At 69.5% G+C, this 25,035-nt stretch carries 21 protein-coding genes; 3 read left to right on the forward strand and 18 right to left on the reverse strand.

Annotated features, from left to right (window positions below; genetic code table 11):
• Window positions 1-6: 6 nt before the first annotated feature.
• The 14 genes from ED208_RS01910 to pyrE form a co-directional block, all read right to left on the reverse strand.
• Complete coding sequence (locus ED208_RS01910; RefSeq protein ID WP_123210157.1) at window positions 7-810, reverse strand: hypothetical protein; 804 nt, start codon at window positions 808-810, stop codon at window positions 7-9.
• Between the two features lie 160 nt (window positions 811-970).
• The gene (gene coaD / locus ED208_RS01915) at window positions 971-1,489 is read right to left on the reverse strand and encodes a pantetheine-phosphate adenylyltransferase (RefSeq protein WP_123210158.1); all 519 of its coding nucleotides are present in this window, start codon (window positions 1,487-1,489) and stop codon (window positions 971-973) included.
• The gene (gene rsmD / locus ED208_RS01920; protein WP_123210159.1) at window positions 1,486-2,052 is read right to left on the reverse strand and encodes a 16S rRNA (guanine(966)-N(2))-methyltransferase RsmD; all 567 of its coding nucleotides are present in this window, start codon (window positions 2,050-2,052) and stop codon (window positions 1,486-1,488) included. Before rsmD ends, coaD begins: the two co-directional genes overlap by 4 nt.
• A complete protein-coding gene (locus tag ED208_RS01925) occupies window positions 2,049-2,447 on the reverse strand; it encodes a GFA family protein (RefSeq protein ID WP_123210160.1) in 399 nt (132 codons plus the stop codon). Before ED208_RS01925 ends, rsmD begins: the two co-directional genes overlap by 4 nt.
• Window positions 2,444-3,052: a DUF4126 domain-containing protein gene (locus ED208_RS01930; RefSeq protein WP_123210161.1), complete on the reverse strand. Its 609-nt coding sequence runs from the start codon at window positions 3,050-3,052 to the stop codon at window positions 2,444-2,446. Before ED208_RS01930 ends, ED208_RS01925 begins: the two co-directional genes overlap by 4 nt.
• Before the next feature lie 5 nt (window positions 3,053-3,057).
• Window positions 3,058-3,522 (reverse strand): Rv1443c family protein, encoded by a 465-nt coding sequence (locus tag ED208_RS01935; RefSeq protein WP_123210162.1) that lies wholly within the window; start codon window positions 3,520-3,522, stop codon window positions 3,058-3,060.
• Window positions 3,523-3,538: 16 nt separating this feature from the next.
• On the reverse strand, window positions 3,539-4,981 hold the full coding sequence (tldD, locus tag ED208_RS01940) for a metalloprotease TldD (RefSeq protein ID WP_123210163.1): 1,443 nt from the start codon (window positions 4,979-4,981) through the stop codon (window positions 3,539-3,541).
• Between the two features lie 46 nt (window positions 4,982-5,027).
• On the reverse strand, window positions 5,028-5,396 hold the full coding sequence (locus ED208_RS01945; protein ID WP_123210164.1) for a VOC family protein: 369 nt from the start codon (window positions 5,394-5,396) through the stop codon (window positions 5,028-5,030).
• Window positions 5,397-5,540: 144 nt separating this feature from the next.
• On the reverse strand, window positions 5,541-6,374 hold the full coding sequence (locus ED208_RS01950) for a carbon-nitrogen hydrolase family protein (protein WP_123210165.1): 834 nt from the start codon (window positions 6,372-6,374) through the stop codon (window positions 5,541-5,543).
• On the reverse strand, window positions 6,374-10,273 hold the full coding sequence (locus ED208_RS01955) for a YhdP family protein (protein WP_123210166.1): 3,900 nt from the start codon (window positions 10,271-10,273) through the stop codon (window positions 6,374-6,376). Before ED208_RS01955 ends, ED208_RS01950 begins: the two co-directional genes overlap by 1 nt.
• A 23-nt stretch (window positions 10,274-10,296) precedes the next feature.
• On the reverse strand, window positions 10,297-11,757 hold the full coding sequence (gene rng / locus ED208_RS01960; protein ID WP_123210167.1) for a ribonuclease G: 1,461 nt from the start codon (window positions 11,755-11,757) through the stop codon (window positions 10,297-10,299).
• A 71-nt stretch (window positions 11,758-11,828) separates the two neighbouring features.
• Window positions 11,829-12,416 (reverse strand): Maf family protein, encoded by a 588-nt coding sequence (locus tag ED208_RS01965; protein WP_123210685.1) that lies wholly within the window; start codon window positions 12,414-12,416, stop codon window positions 11,829-11,831.
• A gap of 51 nt (window positions 12,417-12,467) precedes the next feature.
• Window positions 12,468-13,121: a DUF4124 domain-containing protein gene (locus ED208_RS01970; protein ID WP_123210168.1), complete on the reverse strand. Its 654-nt coding sequence runs from the start codon at window positions 13,119-13,121 to the stop codon at window positions 12,468-12,470.
• A gap of 30 nt (window positions 13,122-13,151) precedes the next feature.
• Window positions 13,152-13,799: an orotate phosphoribosyltransferase gene (gene pyrE, locus ED208_RS01975; RefSeq protein WP_123210169.1), complete on the reverse strand. Its 648-nt coding sequence runs from the start codon at window positions 13,797-13,799 to the stop codon at window positions 13,152-13,154.
• 54 nt (window positions 13,800-13,853) lie between these two features.
• Here pyrE and ED208_RS01980 point away from each other — a divergent pair, with 54 nt between their 5' ends.
• Complete coding sequence (locus ED208_RS01980) at window positions 13,854-14,627, forward strand: exodeoxyribonuclease III (RefSeq protein ID WP_123210170.1); 774 nt, start codon at window positions 13,854-13,856, stop codon at window positions 14,625-14,627.
• A 37-nt stretch (window positions 14,628-14,664) separates the two neighbouring features.
• On the opposite strand, the gene ED208_RS01985 is transcribed toward ED208_RS01980, so the two are convergent.
• A complete protein-coding gene (locus ED208_RS01985; RefSeq protein ID WP_123210171.1) occupies window positions 14,665-17,220 on the reverse strand; it encodes a TonB-dependent receptor in 2,556 nt (851 codons plus the stop codon).
• Window positions 17,221-17,338: 118 nt separating this feature from the next.
• Here ED208_RS01985 and ED208_RS01990 point away from each other — a divergent pair, with 118 nt between their 5' ends.
• Window positions 17,339-18,286, forward strand: a complete 948-nt coding sequence (locus ED208_RS01990) for an SDR family oxidoreductase (RefSeq protein WP_158608392.1) — start codon at window positions 17,339-17,341, stop codon at window positions 18,284-18,286.
• A 301-nt stretch (window positions 18,287-18,587) separates the two neighbouring features.
• On the opposite strand, the gene glnE is transcribed toward ED208_RS01990, so the two are convergent.
• The 3 genes from glnE to groES all read right to left on the reverse strand — a co-directional run bounded on the left by glnE (window position 18,588) and on the right by groES (window position 23,391).
• Window positions 18,588-21,299 carry a bifunctional [glutamate--ammonia ligase]-adenylyl-L-tyrosine phosphorylase/[glutamate--ammonia-ligase] adenylyltransferase gene (gene glnE / locus ED208_RS01995; RefSeq protein WP_123210172.1) on the reverse strand — a complete coding sequence of 904 codons (2,712 nt, stop codon included), beginning with the start codon at window positions 21,297-21,299 and terminating at the stop codon, window positions 18,588-18,590.
• 127 nt (window positions 21,300-21,426) lie between these two features.
• A complete protein-coding gene (gene groL / locus ED208_RS02000; protein WP_123210173.1) occupies window positions 21,427-23,067 on the reverse strand; it encodes a chaperonin GroEL in 1,641 nt (546 codons plus the stop codon).
• 33 nt (window positions 23,068-23,100) lie between these two features.
• Window positions 23,101-23,391 (reverse strand): co-chaperone GroES, encoded by a 291-nt coding sequence (gene groES, locus ED208_RS02005; RefSeq protein ID WP_123210174.1) that lies wholly within the window; start codon window positions 23,389-23,391, stop codon window positions 23,101-23,103.
• 286 nt (window positions 23,392-23,677) lie between these two features.
• Here groES and ED208_RS02010 point away from each other — a divergent pair, with 286 nt between their 5' ends.
• Entirely contained in the window at window positions 23,678-24,964 is a 1,287-nt protein-coding gene (locus ED208_RS02010; protein ID WP_123210175.1) for an acetyl-CoA C-acetyltransferase, read from the forward strand.
• The last annotated feature ends 71 nt before the right edge of the window (window positions 24,965-25,035 follow it).

A 25,035-nucleotide genomic window follows, 5' to 3' on the forward strand; every position in this document is an offset into this window, starting at 1 on the left:
CTCAGATCAGAAACGGAAACCGTAGCCCACCGAAACCGCAGCTTCGGCGTGGCCATCGTAACGGCCGGTGGTGTTGATCGCCGCCAGACTCAGGGTCAGCGGGTACTTGCGCAGCGGCGCCACCGAGACGCCGGCGTTGAGCAGGCGGCCGGTGTAGTCGGCGATCAGCGAAATCTGCGGATTGAAGTAGAAGGCCAGGGAGCCAAAGGCCGCCAGACCGTCGTCGTCGTTGGTGTACTTGCCGGCGAATTCCTTGTTGCCGAAGCCGAGGTTAGTGGCCAGCGCGTACTTGCCGAGCCGCGACACCTTGGTGCCGGCAACGTAGACGCTGGTCGCCCGCGCGTCGTTGGAGTTGCCGAAGCGACCGAAGCTGGTCGCACCAACGGCAATGGAGGCCGAGCCGGGGAGCTGGGTGTGCAGCTTGGCACTGAACGAACCGTTCTCGCCAAAACTGCCGCCGGCATTGGAGCCACCCCAGAGCGAGGACAGCGCCAAGCCGACTTCGAGGCCGACCGCCTTCTTGGCGTTGCCGAAACCGATGGCGAAACCGGCGCCGCCGTCGACATCGTCCTGCACCTGAGGGCCGTCAAAAGTCTGGGTGTACAAGCCGACGCCGGCATTGCCCCAGCTGGCACCGAAGCCGATGGGCGAGCCCAGGGAGGCTCCGGCGGTGGCGGCCGGAGGCACCACGTCGCCAACCTTCACGCCGGGCGGAAGCTTGACGGAGTAGGCGTTGTTGTCCTGGGCCTGCGCTGCCAGCGCAGCCGCCGCACCTAGAAGAACCGCGCCAGCTTTGATACCGAATTTCATGAGTCCTGCCCTCGAATCAACGGAATTGTTGTTAGAAACTTTGAGCGCGCCGCCATGCTCGTGACGCACCCCAGCACTATAACGGCTAGCAGCTGGCATGCCAGTCACTGCGGCGTGGATAAGTTGTCCTGTCTCCCACTTGCTTGCCGTGGATTCGGCGCTAGCGCCGCCGGCGACGGGTTCCGGCGTCCGGCGTCGGTCGGCCGAAACGCTCCAGCAGCGGCGCGATCACCGGCGGCGGCACCAGCTTTTCCACCGGCGCACCCAGGCCGGCCAGCTCGCGCACCAGACTGGACGAGAGATGCGCGTACTGCGGGCTGGGGGTGAGCATCACGGTGTCGAGCTTGGGGTAGAGATCGCGATTCATCACCGCCATCTGCTTCTCGTAGTCGACATCGACGCCGTTGCGCACGCCGCGCACCAGCACGGTGACGCCGTGCTCGCGGGCGAAGTCCACCACCAGGCCACTGAAGCCGATCACCTCGACGTTCTTGAGATCGGCGGCGGCGGCGCGAATCAGCGCGCAGCGCTCCTCCAGCGTGAAGCGCGGGTTCTTGGCGATGTTGGAGCCGACCGCGACGATCAGCTTGGGGAACATCCGCGCGGCGCGATGGATGATGTCGTTGTGGCCCAGGGTCACCGGGTCGAAGGTGCCGGAGTACGCCGCGATGATGGTCATGTCAGTAGAGCGGTGTAGGCGATGAGTCCGTAGCTTACCCGACCGGCTTCCTTGGACTTGAGCCACTCGTAGCCCGGCGGCAGCACCAGCGGCGCGCCGCTCCATTCCACGTAGATGCGGTGCGCGGGCTTCAGATGCGGCACCAGCAGCGGCAGGGCGCGCACGATCAGATCACTGGCGAACGGCGGATCGAGGAAGACCAGATCGTAGCGCCCGGCCGACGGCAGCCAGCGCAGGGCATCGGCCTGCACCAGCTCGCCGCGCTCGCTGGCACCGAGCTTGGCCAGTGCGGTGCGGATGCCGGCGATCTGCGGCGCGCCGCTGTCGACGAAGCAGCAGCGCGCGGCACCGCGCGACAGCGCCTCCAGCCCCAGCGCGCCGGTGCCGGCGAACAGATCCAGGCACTCGGCGCCGGTGATCAGCGGGCTGAGCCAGTCGAACAGGGTTTGCCGCACGCGGTCCGGGGTGGCGCGCAGGCCGATGGCGGGGTCGGCGTCGAAGGCGATGCGGCGGCTGCGCCAGTCGCCACCGATGATGCGCAGCTCGCCGAGGACGCGCTTCATGCCCGGCTCAGATGCGCGACCGCCGCCGTGCTCTGTTCGCGGCGGGTATCGTCGAACAGCTCCATGTCGATGCCGGTCACCGTGCCGGCGTCGAGGCAGCGGGCGTTGACGCTGTAGCCGTCCGGATGCGAGCGCGGCACATAGAAACTCTTCACGCCGCAGCGCTGGCAGAACAGGTGCCGGGCGACGCCGGTGTTGAAGCGGTATTCGCTCAGCATCGCCGCGCCTTGCAGCAGACGGAAGCGCGCGGCGGGGACGATCACATGCTGGAATGCGCTCATCCGACACAGCGAACAATTGCAGTCGAGCACCCGCAACCGCGCCGGCGCCTCGACCTCGAAACGCACGGCGCCGCAGTGGCAGCCGCCGCGATGGGTGATCAGGGATTCGCTCATGGCGCGGAGGATACTTCAGGGCGCTTGCCGCTTAGCTTCGCCAGCAGGCCGCGCAAGGCGCGCCAGAGCCGGGGCAGCAACCACAGCGCCAGCAGGATCAGCAGGCCCAGCAGCGCCAGGAACAACCAGGGATGCAGGAAGGCCAGCACCAGACCGCCGCCGACCAGGGCGTCCTCGCCCAGCGACAGGCTCCAGTTGCTGAGCGGCTCCGGCGACTGGTTGGCGAGCGCGCGGGTGCCGGCCTTGGTCAGATGGCTGCCGGCCGCCAGACTGCCGCCGACAATGGCGGCGACCAGCTCGCTGGCGCCACCGGCCTCGCCGAACACGCCCGCCGCCAGCAGCGCGCCGGCGGGAATGCGGATGAAGGTGTGCACGGCATCCCAGAGGCTGTCGAACCAGGGAACCTTGTCGGCAGTGAACTCCACCACCAGCATCAGCCCCGAGGCCAGCAGCACCCAGGGATGCGCCAGCACCTCCAGGCCGGAGGGCAACGGCGCCCAGTCGCAATAGCCGACCAGGCCGACCGCGAACAGCACCGCGTACAGCCGCAGACCGCTGGCCCAGCCCAGCGCGGCGGCGAGCGAGACCAGTTGCAGCGTGTTCACGGCCGCTAGCCCGCGAGGGCGCCGTAGCGGGCGCGGAGCCGACGATGGCGGTGGCGAAACAGCGCCGCCACCAGCCAGCGCACCAGCGGCGCTTGCAGGCGCAGGCGCGGCGCGATCTCCAGCTCGTCGCTGACCCGGCAGCCGCCAGGGATGGCCTCGATGCGGCGGCGGTGTACCCAGACCTTCTGCATCCAGGAACTCGAACGCTCGTCGAAGCCGATGCCCGGATAGAGCTGCTCCAGCACCAGGGCGTGGCGGTCGAAGGGGATCAGCCCGAACACGCAGAGCCAGGACTGGAATAGCAGCTCGCCCAGCGGCACGGCCTGAGCATCGAGCGCGGCGCGCTCGGCGGGATAGCTCATCCGCACCCAGGGGCCCAGCTCGGCATTGACCCCGGCCATGGTCGAGGCCGACGCCCAGACGGTTTCCGGCGCGGCGGCCAGCCGGCTTTCGAAGCTCAGACAGATCATTGCCGGGCCCGGCGGCTCAGGCCTGCACGCCGCCGACGGTCATGCCGTCGAGCTTGAGCGTCGGCTGGCCGACACCCACCGGCACGCTCTGGCCGTCCTTGCCGCAAACGCCGACGCCCCGGTCCAGCGCCAGGTCGTGGCCGACCATGCTGACCTTGTTGAGCGAATCCGGGCCGTTGCCGATCAGGGTCGCGCCCTTCACCGGGCGGGTGATCTTGCCGTCCTCGATCAGATAGGCCTCGCTGGCGCTGAAGGTGAAATTGCCGCTGGTGATGTCGACCTGGCCGCCGCCGAAGTTGACCGCGTAGAGGCCCTTCTTCACCGAGCGGAGGATCTCTTCGGGGTCGTGCGGGCCGGCGCGCATGTAGGTGTTGGTCATGCGCGGCATCGGCAGGTGCGCGAAGGATTCGCGACGGCCGTTGCCGGTGGGCGCCACGCCCATCAGCCGCGCGTTCATGCGGTCCTGGATGTAGCCGGTCAGCACGCCGTTTTCGATCAGCGTGGTGCAATGGGTCTGCTCGCCCTCGTCGTCCACCGACAGCGAGCCGCGACGGTCGGGCAAGGTGCCGTCATCGACCACGGTCACCAGCGGGCTGACGATCTGCTGTCCCATGCGGCCGGCGAACAGCGAGGTGCCCTTGCGATTGAAGTCGCCTTCCAGCGTGTGGCCGACCGCCTCGTGCAGCAGCACACCGGGCCAGCCAGGGCCGAGCACTACCGGCATGCTGCCGGCCGGCGCCGGGATGGCGTCGAGCAGCACCAGGGCCTGGCGCACCGCCTCCTGCGCGTACTGCTCGGGCTCACCGGCGCCGAAGAAGCGGGCGTAGGCACCACGGCCGCCGCCGCCGCTGGAAGCCTGCTCGCGGCGGCCGTCGCGCTCGGCGATGACCGAGACATTGAGCCGCACCAGCGGCCGCACGTCGGCGCTCTGCAAGCCGTCGGCGCGCTGTACGAAGATCACCTCGTGCTGGGCGGCGAGCGAGACCATCACCTGGGTGACCAGCGGGCTGGCGGCGCGCGCGGCGGCGTCGGCGCGGCGCATCAGCTCCAGCTTCTGCTCGGCGCTCCAGTCGTGGATGGGATCGACGGCGGCGTAGAGCGCGGTCACGGCCGGCCGGGTGATGCGCCCCACCCGCCCCTCGCCGCCGCTGCGGACGATGCCGCGCGCCGCTTCGGCGGCGTCGGCGAGCGCCGGCAGGGACAGATCGTCGGAATAGGCGAAGCCGGTCTTCTCGCCCGCCACCGTGCGCAGGCCGGCACCGCGTTCGACATGGTGGCTGCCGCTCTTGACGATGCCGTCTTCCAGAAACCAGCTCTCGGTGACCGCGTGCTGAAAGTAGATGTCGGCATCGTCGGCGCCGCCCGGCAGCAGGCGGCCGATCAGGCGCGACAGGCCGGCGTCGTCCACCCCGGCGGGTTCCAGCAGGGTGGCGCGGGCGAGGTCTAGGGCGTTGGTCATGGTGTCTGGAAACTGGGGATGCCGCGATTGTCCCGCAAGAACGCCCTCAGCGTACCGCCTTCAAATCGAAGTGCGGGTTCTGGATCAGGTGCAGGGGATTGCCGAAAGGGTCGAGCACCGAGCAGACGCGGATGCCGCCACCGACCTCGGTGACCGGCTGCCCCGGCGTGGCGCCCAGCGCCAGCAGGCGGGCGCGCTCGGCATCGATGTCGGCCACACCCCAATAGGGCTGCGGGCCGTTCTCGCCGGGCGCGAGGCCGTCCGGCACCAGGCCCAGCTCGAAGCCGCCGATGGCGAAGCCGACGTAGTAGGGCTCGTCGAAGTAGGGCTCCGTCTCGAAGGCCTGGGCGTACCAGGCCTTGCCGGCGGCGAGGTCGGGCGTGGGGACGATGGCGGTGCGCAGGCCGAGAATCATGAGAGCACTCCTTAGTATTCAGGTCTCCTCCCCCCGCTTGCGGGGGGAGGTCGGGAGGGGGGCGTTCCACGGGGGCGTTAGCGCGCGACAGAAAACGCCCCCACCCTAGCCCTCCCCCGCTACGCGGGGGAGGGGACTACAGACTTACAGACGCCGGTGCGAGAGCGCCGGAAAGCGCGCGCGCACCGCTTGCAGATGTTCGGGATCGAGTTCCGCCAGCGCCACGCCGGGCGTGTCGTCGAACAGCTCGGCCAGGGTCTCGCCCCAGGGATCGAGAATCAGCGAATGGCCATAGGTGCCGCGCCCGCCGGGATGGGTGCCGCACTGCCCTGGCGCCAGCAGGTAGGCGAGGTTCTCCACCGCCCGCGCCTTCAGCAGCGTGTGCCAGTGCACTGCGCCGGTCTTGGCGGTGAACGCGGCCGGCACGCAGAACAGGGTGCAGCCCTCGGACACCAGGGCGCGGAACAGCTCGGGGAAGCGCAGGTCGTAGCAGATCGACAGCCCCAACCGCCCCAGCGGCGTATCCACCGCCACCGGCGTCACCGCGCCGGGCGCGATGCTGTTGGATTCGCGGTACCGCTCGACCAGTGTCGAGCCAGATTCACTGGTGCCGTTGCCGACATCGACATCGAACAGGTGGATCTTGTCGTAGCGCGCCGCGCGCCGGCCATCGGCGTCATACACGCAGCAGGCGGCGTGGACGCGGCCGTCCGGTGCGCCGATCGGCAGGCTGCCGGCGACGATCCAGAGCTTCAGCCGCGCGGCGGTGGCAGCCAGCCAGTCCTGGATAGTCCCGGCGCCATCGGCCTCGGCATGCGCCAGCTTGTCGCGCTCCTTCGCGCCCATGAAAGCGAAGTTCTCCGGCAGCGCCGCCAACGCCGCGCCAACGCCCGCCGCGCGCTCCAGCAGCGCTTGCGCCTGCGCCAGATTGGCGGCGAGATCGGCGCCGGAATTCATCTGCACCACCGCAGCTTTCATCAGGGGCCTCCTAGCTTGCCGCCGCTCGCCGGCGGCGTCTCGGGCTTGCGCGGCTCGTCGTTGATCTCGGAGCCGTCGAGCTTGCGGATCTCCGGATTGTCCCAGCTGCCGGTGAGCCGGTAGTCGATCTGCGTCGCCTCGCCGAGCGGCTTGTCCAGCACCTGGTTGGCGATCAGCGCCAGCAGCGGCATCGCCGGCCCGGCGGCCAGCGAGGCGCCGCCCAGCAGCAGGGCGCCGAGCGTCACTCCCGACACATCCGGGTAGATGGTGACCTGCTGGTCGTAGTCGTGCGCGCCAAGGCCGATGCGGCCGCGCACTTCCACCCGCAGCGACGAGCTTCGCACCACCAGATCCTCGGTGTGGGCATTGCCGCCGGCCAGCTCGAACTGACCGTCGATGCGGTCGTAGTTGAGGCCCTTGGACAGCACGTCGCGGAAGTTGAGCGTCAGCCGTTTGGGCAGCGCGTAGAAGTTGAGCAGGCCCAGCACCCGCGAGGTGCCGCCCGGCTCCACCGTGCGCAGCGCGCCGTCGCGGGCTTCCAGGCTGACCTGGCCCTGCGCCTGCGACCACTCCAAGCCGCGCGCCGCCGGTGCCCACACGAGCTGGCTGCGGAAGCGCGCCGAGCGCCCGGAGAGGGTCGGCGCGAAGCCCAGGCCGCGCAGGGCGGCGGCAAGATCGGTGCTGGCCAGCTCGAAGTTGGCGCGGGCGCTGGAAACATTCTGCTGGCGCTTCCACTCGCCCTCGCCGCTGAGGCTGGCGACACCGCCTTCCAACTGGATCTGCTTGAGCCGCTGCCCACCGGGCAGACGCTCGCTCTGCAATTGCAGGCGGCCGAAGTTCTCGCCGCCGATGTCGAGGTCGTCGACCACGAAATCCAGGCTGGGTACCCGGTTGGGGTCGATCACCGAGGCCACCACATCGGCCGGCGTGGGCGGCGTGTCAGCGGTCTTGTCGGCGGCCGGCACCGGTTGCAGGCGCAGGCGCTGGAAGCGCCCGCTGAGACGGCCCAGGTCGTTGCCACCATTGCGCAGCCAGTCGAGGCTACCGGCGCCGCTGGCGCCGTCGAGCAACACCCGCCAGTTGCCATTGCCGGCGCGACTGGCCTTGAGCTGCGCCTCCGGCAGTTCATAGCCGGCGGCCTGCAAGTGGGCAACGCTGATCTCGGCGCCCTGGAACGGCAGCTCGTCGCCGGAGCCGGCACTCAGCAGACCGATCCAGGCGGCGAGATCGAGCCGGTCGGCGCGGCCGGAGACGAGCATGCCGTCCTGCTCGGGCGCGCTGACCTCGCCGCCACCCAGGCGCACGCCGATGCCGCGCGCCAGCAGTTCGCCGCGCTCGCGCGCGAAGCGCAGCGCCAGACTCATGCGCGCCGGCAGATCCAGCTTCAGCGCCAGCGGAATCCGCTCGTCGCCGCTGAGTTCCAGGCTCAGCGGCAGGGCCTGCTCGGGCAGCTTGGCCAGGGGCACCGGCAGCCGCGAGCCGGCACCCCGCAGCTCGCTGAGGATGCGGATGCGGCCGGCGCGCGGGCCGCTCAGGGGCAGACGCAACTCGGCCTCGGTACGCCCGTCCAGGCGCTCGCGCACCCAGCGCGGCACGAAGCGCGCGGCGATGCCGCGCTCGGCATCGAGATCCACCGGCAGCCGCGCCTGCAACTCGTCGTTGCCTTCGGCATTGACGCTGATCTGCGCCTGCACCGGCGCGCCGTAATAGCTCGCCACCAGGTGCTCGGCGGCGACTCCCCTGGTGCTGAAGCGCAGCCCGCCCTGGATGTCGCGCACCGGCTCTTCCAGGCCGGTGATGCGCAGCAGGTTGCCCGGCAGCCGCACCTGCCCTTCCACCACGAGCTTCTGGCCGAGATTCGAGTGCAGTGGAATGTCCAGTTGCACATCGGCCTCGGCGGGACCCTCGGCGTCGGTGTGCCCGACCAGCCCGGCCAGCCGGGTCGCCAGCGGCGAGCCGCGCAGGAAGCTGTAGTAGGCCGCCGCCTCGCCGCGCGTCCGGCCGTCGATGCGCAGGCTGCCGGTGCTGAAATCCTCGATGCTGCCGCTGGCGCCCAGCACCTCGACCCCGGAGATCAGGCCACGCTCGGCCTCGAAGCGCAGACCGTTACCGGCAAATTTCAGCTGCGCCCGCACCCGGTCGAGGCCCGGCCAGTCGGCTTGGTAGTCGAGGCGGGCGTCGGCGACGCTGAGATCCAGCGACCACTGGCCGGTCGGCCGGGCATGAAACGGAAAGTCGGCGAGCGGGCCGTCGATGCGCAGCACCGCCTCGGGAACCCGCGCGCGCACCAGCGACTGCTGCAACCAGTCGCGCAGATGCGGCCCCCAGCGCAGCGGCATCAGCGGCTTGAGGCGCGCGGCATCGGCGGCTTTCAGGCGTGCCTCCAGCTTCAGCAAGGGCGACTCGCCGGGGCGCAGGCGCAGGTCCAGCTCGGCCTCGCCCTCGCTGCCGAGCAAGCCCCAGCTCAGGTCCGGCGCCTGCAGGCGCCAGCCTTCGCTTTCCTGGCTCCAGCTGAGGCTGGCGCGCAGGCGCTCCAGTGCCAGCGGCGCGGCGAAGGTTTGCGGCAAGCGCAGGCGCGCCTGCTCGCCGTGCAGCTCGAAACGGCCGCCGCGCTCATCGGCGCTGAGGCGCCCGGACAAACCGCTGACGCCATTGTCCTCGGCGCCCCCAAGGCCGAAGCCGGACAGCACCGCTGCCAGGGCATAGCGCGGGTTGCCCTCGACCGGCGGCTCGTAGCGGCCGCTCAGTTCGCGGGCATCGCCACGCAGGCTGGCCAGCTGTCGGGCCCGCTCCGGCGCCAGCCCCGGCACCAGCGACAGCCAGGGTGCGAGGTCGTCGAGGCGCAGGAAGTCGGCACTGCCGTCGATACGCCAGGGACCGCCTTCGCGACGCCAGCCGAGGCGACCCGTCGCTGCTTGCGGCCAGGCGCCACGGCTACCGATCAGGCGCAGGCCGCTCCATTCCAGGCTGCCGCCGTCGGCCTGCGGCTGGTAGGCCAGACGCAGCGCCAGATCCTTCCAGCGCAGCGGTTGCGCGCCGCCCAGTTGTAGCTGCGCGGCCTTCAGCTCCAGGGTGCTGGCGGCGGGCGCACCCTCGGCCCAGTCGCCGGTGGCACTCAACTCGGCTTTGTCCAGCGTCAGCGGCAGCGACACCGGCAGACGCGCCAGCAGCGAGGCTCCGGGCTGCAGGCCGATCACCTCGGCATTCCAGCGGCCGCGCCAGTGCTCTGGCTGGTCGAAGGCGCCGGTAAAGCCTGCGCGCAGCCTGAGGCTCTGGGCGATCAGCGCGCCGGCCTCGGCTTCCAGACGCAACTCGAAGCCCTCGCTGGCCCCGCCGTCGATCCGCAGATCGAGTTGGGACAGCTGCAGCGGCAAGGGCGGTCCGGGCAGACGTGCGTCATAGACCTGGGCCTGCACCTTGAGGGCACGCAGGCGGTCGAAGCGGCGCAGTTCGCGCAGCAGCTTGCGCAGGTCGGGCGGCTTGGCGCCGGGCGCGATGCCACGCAGGCGCAACTGGTTGTCCGCACCGAGGTCCAGCTCCAGCCGCACGCCGGAGAGTTCGATCCGCGCCGGCACCAGCCGGCCGTGCAGCAGATCGGCGGCGGCGAAGCCCAGGCGCAGGCGCTCCACCACCAGCACCGTGCTCCGGCCGTCGTCGCCGACCAGCTCGACGCCGCTCAACTGGAGCTGTGGCCACAGCCAGCGCCAGGCCAGCTCCATGCCGCCGATCCGCACCGGTCGGCCGACCGCTGTGGAGACCCGGGCCGCCAGATCGTCGCGGTAGCCGGGTGCAGCGAGCACCGCCAGCTGGAACAGCCCGGACAGCGTCGCCGCCAGCACCACCAGGGCCGAGACCCAGGTGATGCCGCGGGTCCACCAGCGGCGCTTGCGGCGCTCCACCTAGCGGCCTGTGATGGCGCCCGTCATACCGGCACCACGTCGAAGTTTTCCTGCGGGTAATAGGCCTCGGATTGCAGCCGGATCGGGCGCTTGAACTGCGCCTCCAGTTCGGCCAGGCCACCGGATTGCTCCTGCAGCTTCTCGACCACCGGCGGGCTGGCCAGCACCAGGAAGCTCTTGGAGTCGTACTGACGGGCGGCGCGCTTCACCTCGCGGGCGATGTCGTGGCAGACCGTCTCGACGGTCTTGATATGGCCGCGACCGCCGCAACTCGGACAGGTCTCGGTGAGGATGTGGCCCAGCGACTCGCGGGTGCGCTTGCGGGTCATCTCGATCAGACCCAGCGGCGAGAACGGATGCACATGAGTGCGCGCCTTGTCGCGGCCCAGCTCGCGCTCCAGCGCACGCAGCACCTGAGCGCGGTGGTCGGCATTGGGCATGTCGATGAAGTCGAGAATGATGATGCCGCCCAGGTTGCGCAGCCGCAGTTGCCGGGCGATCGCCTGGGTCGCCTCGAGATTGGTCTTGAGCACCGTCTCTTCGAGATTGCGGTGGCCGGTGAAGGCGCCGGTGTTGACGTCGATGGTGGTCATCGCCTCGGTCTGGTCGATCACCAGATGGCCGCCGGACTTCAGCTCCACCTTGCGCTCCAGGGCGCGCTGGATCTCGTCCTCGACACCGTAGAGATCGAAGATCGGCGCCTGGCCGTCGTAGCACTCGATGCGGGTCTCGGCCTCGGGCACGAACACCTTGGCAAACTCCTGCACGCGCTGGCATTCCGCCGGGCTGTCGATGCGGATGCGCTCGACCTCGGCGTCCATCAGGTCGCGCAGGATGCGCATCGACAGCGGCAGGTCGCCGTGCACCAGGGTGCCCGGCCTGCTCTCGGCGGCCAGCCGCTCGATGTCGGCCCACAGCCGCACCAGGAAGCGCATGTCGTGGGCGATCGCCTCCTCGGTCGCGCTCTCGGCGGCGGTGCGGGCGATCACCCCCCAGTAGGGCGCGAGCTGCGGCGCCAGCCGCTCCATCACTTCCTTCAGGCGCTCGCGCTCGGCGGCGTCCTCGATCTTGGCGGAGACGCCGACGTGCTTCTCGAACGGCAGCATCACCAGATAGCGGCCGGGCAGCGAGATCAGGGTGGTGAGCCGCGCGCCCTTGCTACCGAGCGGATCCTTGACGATCTGCACCAGCACATGTTGGCCCTCATGCAGCAGGCTTTCCACCGGCGGCGGCGGCGCGTCGGCGGGCATGCCCTCCGGCCGCAGCATGTCGTTGACGTGGAGGAAAGCGGTGCGCTCCAGGCCGATGTCGACGAAGGCCGCCTGCATGCCCGGCAGCACCCGCTTCACCGCGCCCTTGTAGACATTGCCGACCAGGCCGTAGCGGTGCGCGCGCTGGATGTGGATTTCCTGCGCGGAGCCGCCCACCACCAGGGCGACGCGGGTCTCCTGGGGCCCGATGTTGACGAGTATTTCGGTGGTCATGAGGACCGATGGTAGATAGTCAGGGCTGAATAGTCGCCGAGAACCGGCACGGCGGTCACCGCCAGAACGGCTCAGACCGAGGCGGCCGGCCCCGGATGGATGCCGAATTGCGCCAACAGTTCAGCGGTTTCCGCCAACGGCAGGCCGACCACCCCGGAATAGCTGCCGCGCAGGGCGCGCACATAGCGCCCGCCCAGCCCCTGGATTGCATAGGCGCCGGCCTTGTCGGCCGGCTCGCCGCTGGCCCAGTAGGCCAGCGCCTGCGCGCGATCCAGGCTCACGAACTCCACCTCGGTGGTGGTGGCGATCACCGCCTCGCGACTCCCGTCTACCAGCGCCACCGCGCTGATCACCTGGTGGCTGCGGTCGGCCAGCGCCAGCAGCATCGCGCAGGCATCCTCGGCATCGCGCGGCTTGCCGAGAATGCGGCCGTCAATGCTGACATCGGTGTCGGCGCCCAGCGCCGGCCGGCCACTGCGGGCCTGGGCGGCGCGGGCCTTGTCCAGCGCCAGCCGGCGGGCGTAGGCCAGCGGCGCCTCGCCGGGGCCGGGGACTTCCGGCAGATCGACCGGCAGGCAATCGAAGACATAGCCCTGCTCGCGCAGCAGTTGCACGCGGCGTGGCGAGCGGGAGGCCAGGACGAAGGTGACGGTGGTCATGACGAAGGCGCCGGCGCGCGGCGGAGCAGTGGCCTGCACCCGCCGGCCTGCTCAGTCTCCCGGCTTGATCTTGCCGGCACGCAGCAGCTTGAAGCGCTCGATGTCGGCACTGAACTGCGCCTCGATCTGGCTGCGCTCCTCGCCCAGCCGCTGCACCAGCTGCAGGTTGTCGACCAGCGAGGCCTCGAAGGTCTCAATCTGCTTGGCCAGCTCCGGCGGTGGCGGCTTGTCGCCGGCGCGCGAGCGCAGATCTTCCAGCACCTTCTCGTTGTCGGCGACCGCTTTTCGGGCCAGCACGGTGCGGCCGTCGATGGTGGCGACGCGATCCTCGCGCGCCGCCTGCAATTCGGCGACGCTGGTGTAGGACTGCAACAAGGTGCGATCAACGACCGCGCGGCGGGCGGCCTCCTCGCGGGCCAGCGCCTGGGCGCGCTGCTGGGCGAGTTCCTCGGCGGTGGGCTCGCGCGGCACGGTGCTGGTCACCAGCCCCTGACGGTTCAGCGTCTCGCGCCCCTGCTTGGCATCCTGGGGTGGCAGCTTGTCGCCGAAATGCACCTGGCCCTTGTCGTCGACCCAGCGGTAGAGCTTCTTGTCATCGGCCGCGCCGGCCTGGGCAGCCAGCGCCAGCCCCAGCAGCAGCGCCGGCCACTGCCGACACCGTGCGATGCGCCCTTGCCTGTCGTCTTTGTGGCTACGCCCGGACATGCTTTCTGCCGCTGTCTGAAAACCCGGGCCTCAGTTTACGCCGTAGCGGGCCTGGTAGGCCTCGATGGCCTCGACCACGCCCTCCGGCCCGGCCGCGCCCTGGTCCCGCAGGTAGGACAGGATCTCGCGCACGGTCACCAGCGGAATCACCCTGACGCCGGTATCGGCCTCCATCTCCGCCACCGCCGACAGCGCGCCCTTGCCCTTTTCCATGCGGTCGAGGGCGATCACTGCGGCCACCGGATTGGCGCCGGCGGCGCGGATCATCGCCACCGCCTCGCGCAGGGCGGTGCCGGCGGTGAGCACGTCATCGACGATCACCACCCGCCCCTGCACCGGCGCGCCGACCAGGGTGCCGCCCTCGCCGTGGTCCTTGGCCTCCTTGCGGTTGTAGGCATAGGGCACGTCGCGGCCGTCTTCGCTGAGCGCATAGGCCACTGCGGTGGCCAGCGGAATGCCCTTGTAGGCCGGGCCGAACAGCATGTCGAACTCCAGCCCCGCCAGCTGCAAGGCCTGGGCATAAGCGCGCGCCAGCCGCGCCATCGCCGCGCCCGAGCTGATCTTGCCGAGGTTGAAGAAATAGGGGCTGCTGCGCCCGGACTTGAGGGTGAACTGGCCGAACTTCAGCACCTCGTGCTGGAGAGCGAGTTCGAGGAAGGCGGTCTGATGGGGGAGCATGGCTTTCGTGCGAGACTTTTGTGATCGCCATTGTCCCAAAAACCAGAGCTTCCCATGCGTATCGTCTCCCTCAACTGCAACGGCCTGCGCTCGGCGGCCAAGAAGGGCTTCTTCGACTGGCTGGCCAAGAGCGGTGCCGACCACGTCTGCCTGCAGGAAACCAAGGCGCAGCCGGAAGACCTGGCCGACGCCCTGTTCCACCCGGCCGGCTGGCACCTGCACTTTCACAGCGCGCAGAAGAAGGGCTATGCCGGCGTGGCGATCTACAGCCGCCGGCAACCCGACCTCTGGGTCGACAACCTCGGCGCGCCGGAATTCGATGGGGAGGGGCGGTATCTGGAGGCGCAGTTCGGCCCGCTCTCGGTGATCTCCCTGTACCTGCCCTCGGGCTCGGCCGGGCCGGAGCGACAGGCCAGCAAGGACCGCTTCCTGGAGTTCTTCCCCGAGCACCTGGCCAAGCTGCGCGCCAGCGGCCGCGAGGTGGTGATCTGCGGCGACTGGAACATCGCCCACACCAAGCTCGACCTCAAGAACTGGCGCAGCAACCAGAAGAACTCCGGCTTTCTGCCCCACGAGCGGGCCTGGAAGGACAAGCTCTATGGCGAATGGGGCTGGGTGGACGCCTACCGCAGCCTGCACCCCACCGAAGAGGCCGAGGCCTACACCTGGTGGAGCAACCGCGGCAACGCCTGGGCCAACAACGTCGGTTGGCGCATCGACTACCAGGTGATCTCGCCTTCGCTGAAGGCGCGACTGCTGTCGGCGAGCGTCTACAAGGCCGAGCGCTTCTCGGACCATGCACCGCTGATCGTCGATTACGCGGACTGAGAGCGACGCCCGACCGTCACGGGCGCTACCCCCAACCTCAGCGATACCGGTAGATCAGGTTCACGCCGAGACTGCGCGGCTCGCCGAAGACCACCGCGCGGTCGGCCTGCGGCGTGTTGTCGATGGCGATGGCGACGTACTCCTCGTCGAGCAGGTTGCGGCCGTAGAGCGCGACATCCAGCCGGCCCTTGCCGCCGAGCCGGAAGCTGCTGACGCCGATCTGGCCGGTGAGCAGGCCGTAGGCCGGCACCTGGGCGCCGTCGCGGTAGTCACGCAGCGAGGCGCTGCCCTGGCGCAGGCCGGTGTAGTTGTAGCCGAGATAGGCGCGCAGATTGCCCCAGCCGCGCTTCAGGAAGGTCCAGTCCAGCGAGGCGCTGCCGGAGTGGCGCGGCGCGGAGCTGAAGGGATAGCGGTCGGCGACGTTGTTGCCGTCGAGGTCCAGTACCTCGAGGGTCTGGGCATCGAGCAGGGCGTAGTTGAGGCCCAGCACCATGCCCGGCGCCAGCAGCGCGGTGAGATCGAGTTCCAGACCGCTGATGCGCGAGCGGCCGGCATTGAGGGTCTTGGAATCGGACACCGTGCCGGGAATCAGGAAGTTGATCTGCTGGTCGCGGTAGTCGCTGCGGAAGACATCGCCATTGAGCCGCAGGCGCCGGCCCAGCCACTCGCTCTTGATGCCCAGTTCGGTGGACTGCACGGTCTCCGGCTTGAAGCCCTCGACAAAACCGAAGCCATAGTCGCTACCGTCCGAGGCAGCACCCGAGGCGCCGGAAATCTGCGGATCGCGCACGTTGAAGCCGCCGCTCTTGTAGGCCCTTGCAGCAGAGAGGTACAGCGTGGCGCTCTCGCTCAGCTCGTACTGCACATTGAAGGAAGGCGAGTTGTCGCTGTAGCGGCTCGACGCCTGCACGTTGTCGAAGGTATCGGTGCCGGAACTCTCCGGCAGTTCCACCGCGAAGCCCTGGCCGTTCTGCTCAACCTGGATGTACTGCCGGCTGTGCGAGTCCTTGAGCGCGTAGCGGCGGTCGCGGGAATGACGGAAGCCGGCGGTGAGGTGCAGGCGGCGCTGGAACCAGTCCGGCGACCAGGTCGCCTGGGTATAGAAGGCCTGCGCCTCGTTGCGGATGCCGAACAAGTAGTCGCGGAACGACACCAGTTGCGGGTTTACCGCACCGGTCAGACCGCCCAGCACCTGGGCAATGGCCGGCGGCAGCGGCACCTGGCCGGAGGGGTCGATCACCGAATGCAGGATGTGATGCAGCGGTCGGCCGTCCTCGCCGCCGTTCTCCTCGAAGGCGTAGACGCCGGCCACCAGATCGAGCTGCTCGTCGAACCACTTGCCGCTCAGTTGCAGCTCGTGCGACCACTGGTCCTGAAACACGCGCGGAATCTGCAGCGGCGTGGGTCCGCCGTTGGCCATGGTCGCCGCCGGGCCGCTATAGGCCTGGGTATCGAGCCGGTAGGTCTGCGAACCGAGGCCGCCACCCAAGTCGGAATAGGTGCTGTCGTCGAGCTGGCGATAGGCGCCGAGGTACTTCAGCTCGTAGCCACCGAAGTCGTAGGCCAGGGTCAGCGCGTGGCCGGAGACCTCGGTGCTGGACTCGGCCAGCGGCGCGCTGGTGGCGAGCGCGTCGAGCCGGCGTTGCGAGTAGACCGTCTGACTCTGGGCATGCGCCTTGAACAGATCCGCCGAACCGTGCGTGGTCACCGAAGGCAGCACCGCCTGGAACAACTGGTTGTAGTTGCCGACATCGCTGTAGTCGTAGCTGTAGTTGGCGGTCAGCGCCGTAGCGGGCTGCCAGCGGGCATCGAAGCGCAGACCGAGATCGCGGTGATCGCCGAACTCGCCGCCCGGCCCGAGGTTTTCGACAAAGCCGTCACGCGTGCTGCGGATCGCCGCCAGCTTCACCGCCAGGTTCTCGCTCAGCGGCACATTCACCGCCGCCTTGGCGCTCAGGCTGTTGCGGCTGCCGTAGCTCAGGCTTTCGGTGCTGGAAAAACCCTGCGTCGACGGCCGCCGGGTGATGAGATTGACCGCCCCGCCGGTGGCATTGCGGCCATAGAGCGTGCCCTGCGGGCCGCGCAGCACTTCCACCCGCGCGAGGTCGGCGACATCCAGCGCCAGGCCGGCGGAGCGGGCGATGTAGATGCCGTCGATGTAGACGCCCACCGCCGCGTCCTGCGTAACCTGCGCGTCGATCAGGCCGACGCCACGGATGAACAGCCGCAACTGCGCGTTGTTGGTGGGAAAGGGATCGACGGTCATCGCCGGCACCTGGCTGGCGAGATCGCCGACGCCACGGATGTCGAGGGTTTCCAGTTTGCGGCTGTCGAAGGCGAGCAGCGAGATCGGCGTCTTCTGCAACGAGGCCTCGCGCTTCTGCGCGGTGACCACCACGGTTTCCAGCGCCGTGGTCGGCGCCAACGCGCGCTCGGCGGGCTGTGCTGGCGCTGGCGCGGCCTCCAGGCTTTGCACCGGGATGCTGTCCGCGCTCGCGGATGGCGGTTCCTGCGCCTGCGCCAGCGGCGCCGACAGCCAACCGAGCAACAATCCGCTGGCGCGCAGTCCGCGCCTGGTCTTCCGATACCGCATCGTCTCCTCCCGCCGCGCTTTATGGATGCGCTTTGCGTTGGTTTATCGAAGCACCGACGAGGCAACCTCATCCAAACCGGGTATTCGGCCGCGCGCGTCGGCGATGGACGCTAGCGGCATGAGCAAGAACGCCTGGACGCCCGCGCAACTTCCCACCCTCGACGGCCGTCGCGCCCTGGTCACCGGCGCCGCCAGCGGCATCGGCTACGAGACCGCCGCCGCGCTGGCCGCGAGAGGCGCGGAGGTATTGCTCGCCGACCGCAACGAGCTGGGTGGCGCCGCCGCCGTGCAGCGCATCCGCGCGCAATGGCCGAACGCCCAGGTGCGCTTCCTGCCGCTGGATCTGGGCGAGCTGGCCGGCATCCGCCGCTTCGCCGAGCAATTGCTCGACGACGGCCGGCCGCTGGACATCCTCGCCAACATCGCCGGCATCCTGCCGCCGGTGCAGCGCGCCACCACCCGCGACGGCTTCGAGCTGAAGTTCGGCATCAATGTGCTGGGCCATTTCGCGCTCACCGGCTGGCTGCTGCCGGCACTGCTGAAGGCACCGGCGGCGCGGGTGGTGAATGTCTCCAGCCTGGTGCAACGCACCGGCCGCATCCACTTCGACGACTTGCAGACCGAACGCGGCTACGCCTCGCAGCGGGTCTACGGCCAGGCCAAGCTGGCCTGCCTGATGCTGGCCTTGCGACTGCACGAGCTGGCCCGCGCGCAGGGGGTGCCGCTGATGAGCCTGGCCGCGCATCCCGGCATCGCCCGCACCGCGCTGGGCAGCGACCGGCGCCAGCAGAGCGGCCATCGCCTGCGCGACCGGATGGAGGAGCGCATCCAGGGCTGGGTGTTCCGCTGGCTGGGCCAGGATCCGCCCGAGGGCGCGCTGCCGGTGATCTACGCCGCCGCCGATCCGCATGCGCAGTCCGGCGGCTTCTACGGCCCCGACGGCTTCGGCGAGTTGCGCGGCGCACCCACCGCCGTCACTCCGTCCAGCAACGCCCGCGATCCCGACGCGCAGCAGCGGCTATGGCAGGTCTGCGAACAGCTCACCGGCCTGCGCTACCGCCTTTAGCACCGGCTCTGAGCCACCAGTTGATCCCGAGCCCGGGGTGCCAGGCCGGCATGCCGATGTCAGAAGGACGCGGCCACCGAGCCCGGGAAACGGCGCCGGATGAAGAGGGCCTGTGAGCCCTGGCAGCTCGAACACGACCTTCCATAGCCGCGAAGAGACGACGCGCAGATCCAGCAAGAGGCGCATCGTTTCCACAACACCCGGCGCCTGCGCTCGGCACTCGGTCGGTGGCATCCCGCCGCGTCTGAAGCCCGGCGCTCATCACCAGTGGCTGTCCTGTTTCGCGGGAGAACTGCCGCCGCTAGCCGGACTCGCCGAACACCCGCTGCCAGCACTCCCGCACCCGCGTCCGTTCGCTGGTGAAGTCGGCCTCGCCGGCGTCGGCCGATTCGCCGCGCAGCAGGCGCGCGTGCAGCCAGGCGCGGTAGGCGCGCTGGGCGGCCAACAGAGCATCGGCCTCCTCACGCGCCACCAGCTCGGCGGCGACCAGGGCGTCGAGCTGGCGCCAGACATCCGGGTATTCGATCACCGCCGGGTGCGCGGCCGCCGCGCCCAGCACCCAGCACTGGACGATGAACTCGACGTCGATCAGCCCGCCCCGGCCCTGCTTCACGTCCCAGCGGCCGGGCTTGGGCTTGTCGAGATGGGCGCGCATCTTGGCGCGCATGCCGGCAATCTCCTCGCGCAGCTGGGCGCCGTCGCGCGGCCGCAGCAGGGTGTCGCGGCGTACCCGCTCGAAGGCCTCGCCCAGTGCCGGCGTGCCGGCGATGTGGCGGGCGCGGCTCAGGGCCTGGTGCTCCCAGGTCCAGGCCTTGTGGGCCTGGTAGTCGGCATAGGCGGCGAGCGTCACCACCGGCAGACCGGAGCCGCCGTTGGGGCGCAGCTGCATGTCGACCTCGTAGGCGCGGCCGAGATGGGTCTGGGTGGTGAGCCGGTGCACCACCCGCTGCGCCAGCCGCCCCATCCAGGTCGATTGCGGCAGCGGCCTGGCGCCGCCGACGGTGTCGGCGTCGGGCGGCTCGGCGTCGTGCACGAACACCAGGTCGAGGTCGGAGCCGTAGCTCATCTCCAGCGCGCCGAGCTTGCCGTAGCCGATCACCGAGAAGCCGGCCGGGCTGCCGTCGGCGCGGCGCGGGTCGCCGTGGCTGGCGCGCATCTCGCGCTCGGCATCGGCGACCGCCGCCTCCACCACCGCCTCGGCGAGCCAGGTCAGGCGGTCGCTGACCTTCACCAGCGGCAGCGCCTGCACCACCTCGGCGGCGGCGATCCGCAGCGTGGTCTCCTGCACGTAGCGACGCAGCAGGTCCATCGCCGCCTCGATGTCGCCCAGCGGCAACGCCGCCATGCGCGGCAGCAGGCCCTCGCGCAACTGCGCGCGGTCGGGCGGCGCGTACAGGCTGCGGCTGTCCAGCAACTGGTCGAGCAGCACCGGATGCCGCGCCAGGGTGGCGGCGATCCAGGGGCTGGCGGCGCAGAGGCGCAGCAGATTCACGCGGGCGCCCGGCGATTCCCGCAGTAGGGTCAGATAGGTGCTGCGGCCGAGCACGGCGGTGACCACCTCCAGCGCCCTCTGCAAGGCCAGCGAGGGCGACTGCTCGGCGCCGGCGGCGGTGATCGCGTCTTCGGCCAGCAGCGGCAGCAGCTGCGCCAGCTTCTGCTGGGTGGCTTCCGACACCGAGCGCAGCCGCGGATGTTCGCGCAGGGCGCGCACGCTGTTCAGCAGGGCGGCGTCGGGCGCGCGGAAGCCGGCGGCGGCCAAGGCCGCCAGCGCCGCCTCGTCGGCATCACGCCAGAGCGTGGCGGCGGCCTGGGCGGCGGGCTTCTGCGACACCGCCTCGGGTTCGGCGAACAGTTCGGCGAACAGCTGGCTGACGCCGGCGCGGGCGGCACGCAGCGCCGCGTCCAGCGTCGGCCAGTCCGGATAGCCGAGCGCCTCGGCCAGCCAGGCGCGCTGCTCGGCGGACTCCGGCAGGGCGTGGGTCTGGTCGTCGTTGCGCGCCTGCACGGCGTTCTCGGCGCGGCGCAGCAGCTGGTAGGCGGCGTCGAGCTGGGCGGCGGTGGCGGCGGGCAGGTGCCCCAGCTCCGCCAGCCGGCGCAGCATCGGCCGCCATTCGCGGCCGCGCAGGCGGGCGTCCTGGCCGCCGCGCACCAGCTGGAAGCTCTGGACGATGAACTCGCACTCGCGGATACCGCCGTCGCCGACTTTCAGATCGTCGGCGGCCAGACCGCGCGCGGCGGCGTCGGCGGCGATCTTGCGCTTGAGTTCGCGCAGGCCGGCCAGGGCGTCGAAGTCCAGATAGCGGCGGTAGATGAACGGCGTCAGTCGCGCCAGCAGGGCCTCGCCGGCGGCGAGATCGCCGGCCACCGGCCGCGCCTTGATCAGGGCGTAGCGTTCCCAGTCGCGGCCGTGGTTCTGGTAGTAGTCCTCCATCGCCGACACCGGGATTGCCACCGGCGCTGCGCTGCCGAACGGCCGCAGCATCAGATCGACGCGGAACACGAAGCCGTCGGCGGTGCGCTCGGACAGCAGGCGCACCAGCTCCTGCACCAGCTTGACGAAGTATTCGCCGTTGCTGAGCCGCTTGGGGCCGTCGGTTTCACCGGCTTCGGTGTAGGCGACGATGAGGTCGATGTCGCTGGAAAAATTCAGCTCCCGGCCGCCGAGCTTGCCCATGCCCAGGACGATGGCCTGCACCGGCTGGCCCTGCTCGTCGCGCGGGGTTCCGAAGCGCGGCGCCAGGCTGGCGCCAGCGGCTTGCAGCGCCAGCGCGCAGGCGGCGTCGGCAAAGTCCGAGAGATCGCCGAGGGTTTCGTCCAGCGTTGCCAGGCCGAAACGATCGCGCAGGGCGATGCGCGCCCACTCGCGGTTGCGCACGCGGCGCAGTTCGGCGCCGAGGTCGGCGGCGGCGGGATCGGGCCGCTGCGGCGGCAGCCGCGCCAGCTCGGCAGGCTCGCCACCCTCGTGGCGCAGCACCCGGCTCAGATAGGGGCCGTAGTCAGGGGATTCGCTCATGCCGACATTATGCGGCGGCCACGAAAAACCCCCGGAACGGTCACCCGTGCCGGGGGTTCTGATACTGCGCGGACTGTTCCGTCTGGCGGATCGGGCCGGAGCTCGCCCCGACCCGATCCGCAGGGGATCAGAAGTCGCCCATGCCACCCATGCCGCCCATGCCACCGGCAGGCATCGCCGGCTCGTCCTTCTTGGGCAGCTCGGCGATCATCGCCTCGGTGGTCAGCAGCAGGCCGGCCACGGAAGCGGCGTTCTGCAGCGCCAGGCGGGTGACCTTGGTCGGGTCGATGATGCCGGCGTCGAGCATGTCGACGTACTCGCCGTTGGCGGCGTTGAAGCCGAACGAGCCCTTGCCTTCCAGCACCTTGTTCAGCACCACGCTCGGCTCGCCGCCGGCGTTCTTGACGATCTGGCGCAGCGGCTCGTTGATGGCGCGACGCAGGATGTTGATGCCGATGGTCTGGTCTTCGTTGGCGCCCTTGAGCGACTCGAGCACCTTGGAGGCGCGCACCAGGGCGACACCGCCGCCGGCGACGATGCCTTCCTCGACGGCCGCACGGGTGGCGTGCAGGGCGTCTTCAACGCGGGCCTTCTTTTCCTTCATGGCGACTTCGGTGGCGGCGCCGACCTTGATCACCGCAACACCGCCGGCCAGCTTGGCCAGGCGCTCCTGCAGCTTCTCGCGGTCGTAGTCGCTGGTCGCGGCTTCGGCCTGGGCCTTGATCTCGGCGATGCGGGCCTTGATCTGGCCGGCGTCACCGGCGCCGTCGACGATGGTGGTGTTCTCCTTCTCGATCACCACCTTCTTGGCGTTGCCGAGATCTTCCACGGTGACCTTTTCGAGGCTCATGCCCAGCTCTTCGCTGATGACCTGGCCGCCGGTGAGGGTGGCGATGTCCTTGAGCATTTCCTTGCGGCGGTCGCCGAAGCCCGGGGCCTTGACGGCCGCGACCTTGAGGATGCCGCGCAGGTTGTTGACCACCAGGGTGGCCAGAGCTTCGCCATCGACGTCTTCAGCGACGATCAGCAGCGGGCGGCCGGACTTGGCCACGCCTTCCAGCACCGGCAGCAGATCGCGGATGTTGGAGATCTTCTTCTCGGTGATCAGGATCACCGGATTTTCCAGATTGACCTGCTGGCTCTGGGCGTTGTTGATGAAGTACGGGCTGAGGTAGCCGCGGTCGAACTGCATGCCCTCGACGACGTCCAGCTCGTTCTCCAGGCCCTTGCCTTCCTCGACGGTGATGACGCCTTCCTTGCCAACCTTGTCCATCGCCTTGGCGATGATCTCGCCGACGGCTTCGTCGGCGTTGGCGGAGACGGTGCCGACCTGGGCGATGGCCTTGGCGTCCTTGCAGGGGACGGCGGTCTTCTTCAGCTCGGCGGTGATGGTCTCGACGGCCTTGTCGATGCCGCGCTTGATGTCCATCGGGTCGACGCCGGCGGTCACCGACTTGATGCCCTCGTTGACGATCGCCTGGGCGAGCACGGTGGCAGTGGTGGTGCCGTCGCCGGCGGCGTCATTGGTCTTGCTCGCCACTTCCTTGACCAGCTGGGCGCCCATGTTCTCGAACTTGTCCTTCAGCTCGATTTCCTTGGCGACCGACACGCCGTCCTTGGTCACCGTCGGGGCGCCGTAGGACTTGTCGAGGATGACGTTGCGGCCCTTGGGGCCGAGGGTGACGCGCACCGCGTTGGCGAGAATGTTGACGCCGGCGACCATGCGGGTGCGGGCGTCGTCACCGAACTTCACTTCTTTGGCGGACATGATGGAATTCCTTATATTGCTGAATAGGGGGTGTTACTTGCTGAAGACGGCGACGATGTCGTCTTCGCGCATGACCAGGTAGTCCTGGCCTTCGACCTTCACTTCCGAGCCGGAGTACTTGCCGAACAGGACGGTGTCGCCGACCTTCACGTCGAGGGCGATGTTCTTGCCGTTGTCGTCCTTCTTGCCCGGGCCGACGGCGATGACTTCGCCGCGCACCGGCTTCTCGGCAGCCTGGTCGGGGATGATGATGCCGCCGGCCGACTTCTTCTCTTCTTCCAGACGCTTGACGATCACGCGATCGTGCAGGGGACGCAGATTCATAGGTACTCCTGTAGGTTTTTCAGTAACTTGGGTTGAACCCGCGAGCGTGCATCGCTGTTGTATGGCCGACTTTGGCCAAGCCGCTGTTAGCACTCTCCCGCGAAGGCTGCTAATTGTTGAGGGCAGCCGGTCAGCGATCAAGGGGGCCGGGCCAATAATTTTCGCGGGAGGCCGGACCGCCAACGTCCCGCGCACCTGCGGCCAAGTCTTAAGGCCCGGGGGCGCCGCTAAAATGCCGCACCGCAATAAAACCCACCTCGCTCACCCGCCTGGAGATTCCCGAAAAATGAAACCCTACGGCCGTAAAGTCGCCATCGTCGGCGGCAGCCGCATCCCCTTCGCCCGCAGCAACGGGCCCTACTCGCACAAGTCCAACCAGGAAATGCTCACCGCCGCCTTCAAGGGCGTGGTCGACAAGTTCCAGCTGCACGGCGAGCAGATCGGCGAAGTGGCCGCCGGCGCGGTGCTGAAGCACTCGCGCGACTTCAACCTCTGCCGCGAGTCGGTGCTGTCCTCGGGCCTGTCGGCCCACACCCCGGCCTATGACGTGCAGATGGCCTGCGGCACCGGCCTGCAGGCGGCGATCAACATCGCCAACAAGATCGCGCTCGGCCAGATCGAGTCCGGCATCGCCGGCGGCACCGACACCACCTCGGACGCTCCGATCGCCGTCAACGACAAGCTGCGCAAGATCCTGCTCGACGCCAACCGCGCCAAGACCACCGGCCAGAAGCTGGCGGCGCTGGCCAAGTTCCGCCCGGCGATGCTGGCGCCGGCCACGCCCACCAATGGCGAGCCGCGCACCCGCATGAGCATGGGCCAGCACTGCGAACTGATGGCGAAGGAATGGAAGATCGCCCGCGCCGACCAGGACCAGCTCGCCTACGAGAGCCACAAGAAGGCCGCCGCCGCCTATGACGCCGGCTTCTTCGACGACCTGATCGTGCCCTTCGGCGGCCTCAAGCGCGACAACAACATGCGCGCCGACACCACGCTGGAAAAGCTCGCCAGCCTCGGCCCGGCCTACGACAAGAAGAGCGGCCAGGGCACCCTCACCGCCGGCAACTCGACGCCGCTGACCGACGGCGCCTCCGCCGTGCTGCTGGCCAGCGAGGACTGGTGCAAGGCGCGCGGCGTCAAGCCGCTGGCTTATCTCACCCACGCCCAGACCTCGGCGGTCGACTTCGCCGGCCCGGGCAAGGAAGGCTTGCTGATCGCCCCCGCCTACGCCGTGCCGCAGATGCTGGCGCGCGCCGGCATCAAGCTGCAGGACTTCGACTTCTACGAGATCCACGAAGCCTTCGCCGCCCAGGTGCTGTGCACCCTCAAGGCCTGGGAGAGCGAGGACTACTGCAAGAACGTGCTCGGCCTGCCGGGCGCGCTGGGCTCCATCGACCGCAGCAAGCTCAACGTCAAGGGCGGCTCGCTGGCGGCCGGCCATCCGTTCGCCGCCACTGGCGGTCGCATCATCGCCTCGCTGGCGAAGATCATCGACGAGAACAAGGGCGGTCGCGGCCTGATCTCGATCTGCGCCGCCGGCGGCCTGGGCGTCACCGCCATCGTCGAGCGCTAAACCGCAGTACGAGGACAGCAACCCGCTCCGGCATCGGCCGGAGCGGGTTTTCTTTTGCGCGCGAATCTTTG

The sequence above is a fragment of the Stagnimonas aquatica genome, assembly GCF_003730135.1.
Lineage (GTDB): Bacteria > Pseudomonadota > Gammaproteobacteria > Nevskiales > Nevskiaceae > Stagnimonas > Stagnimonas aquatica.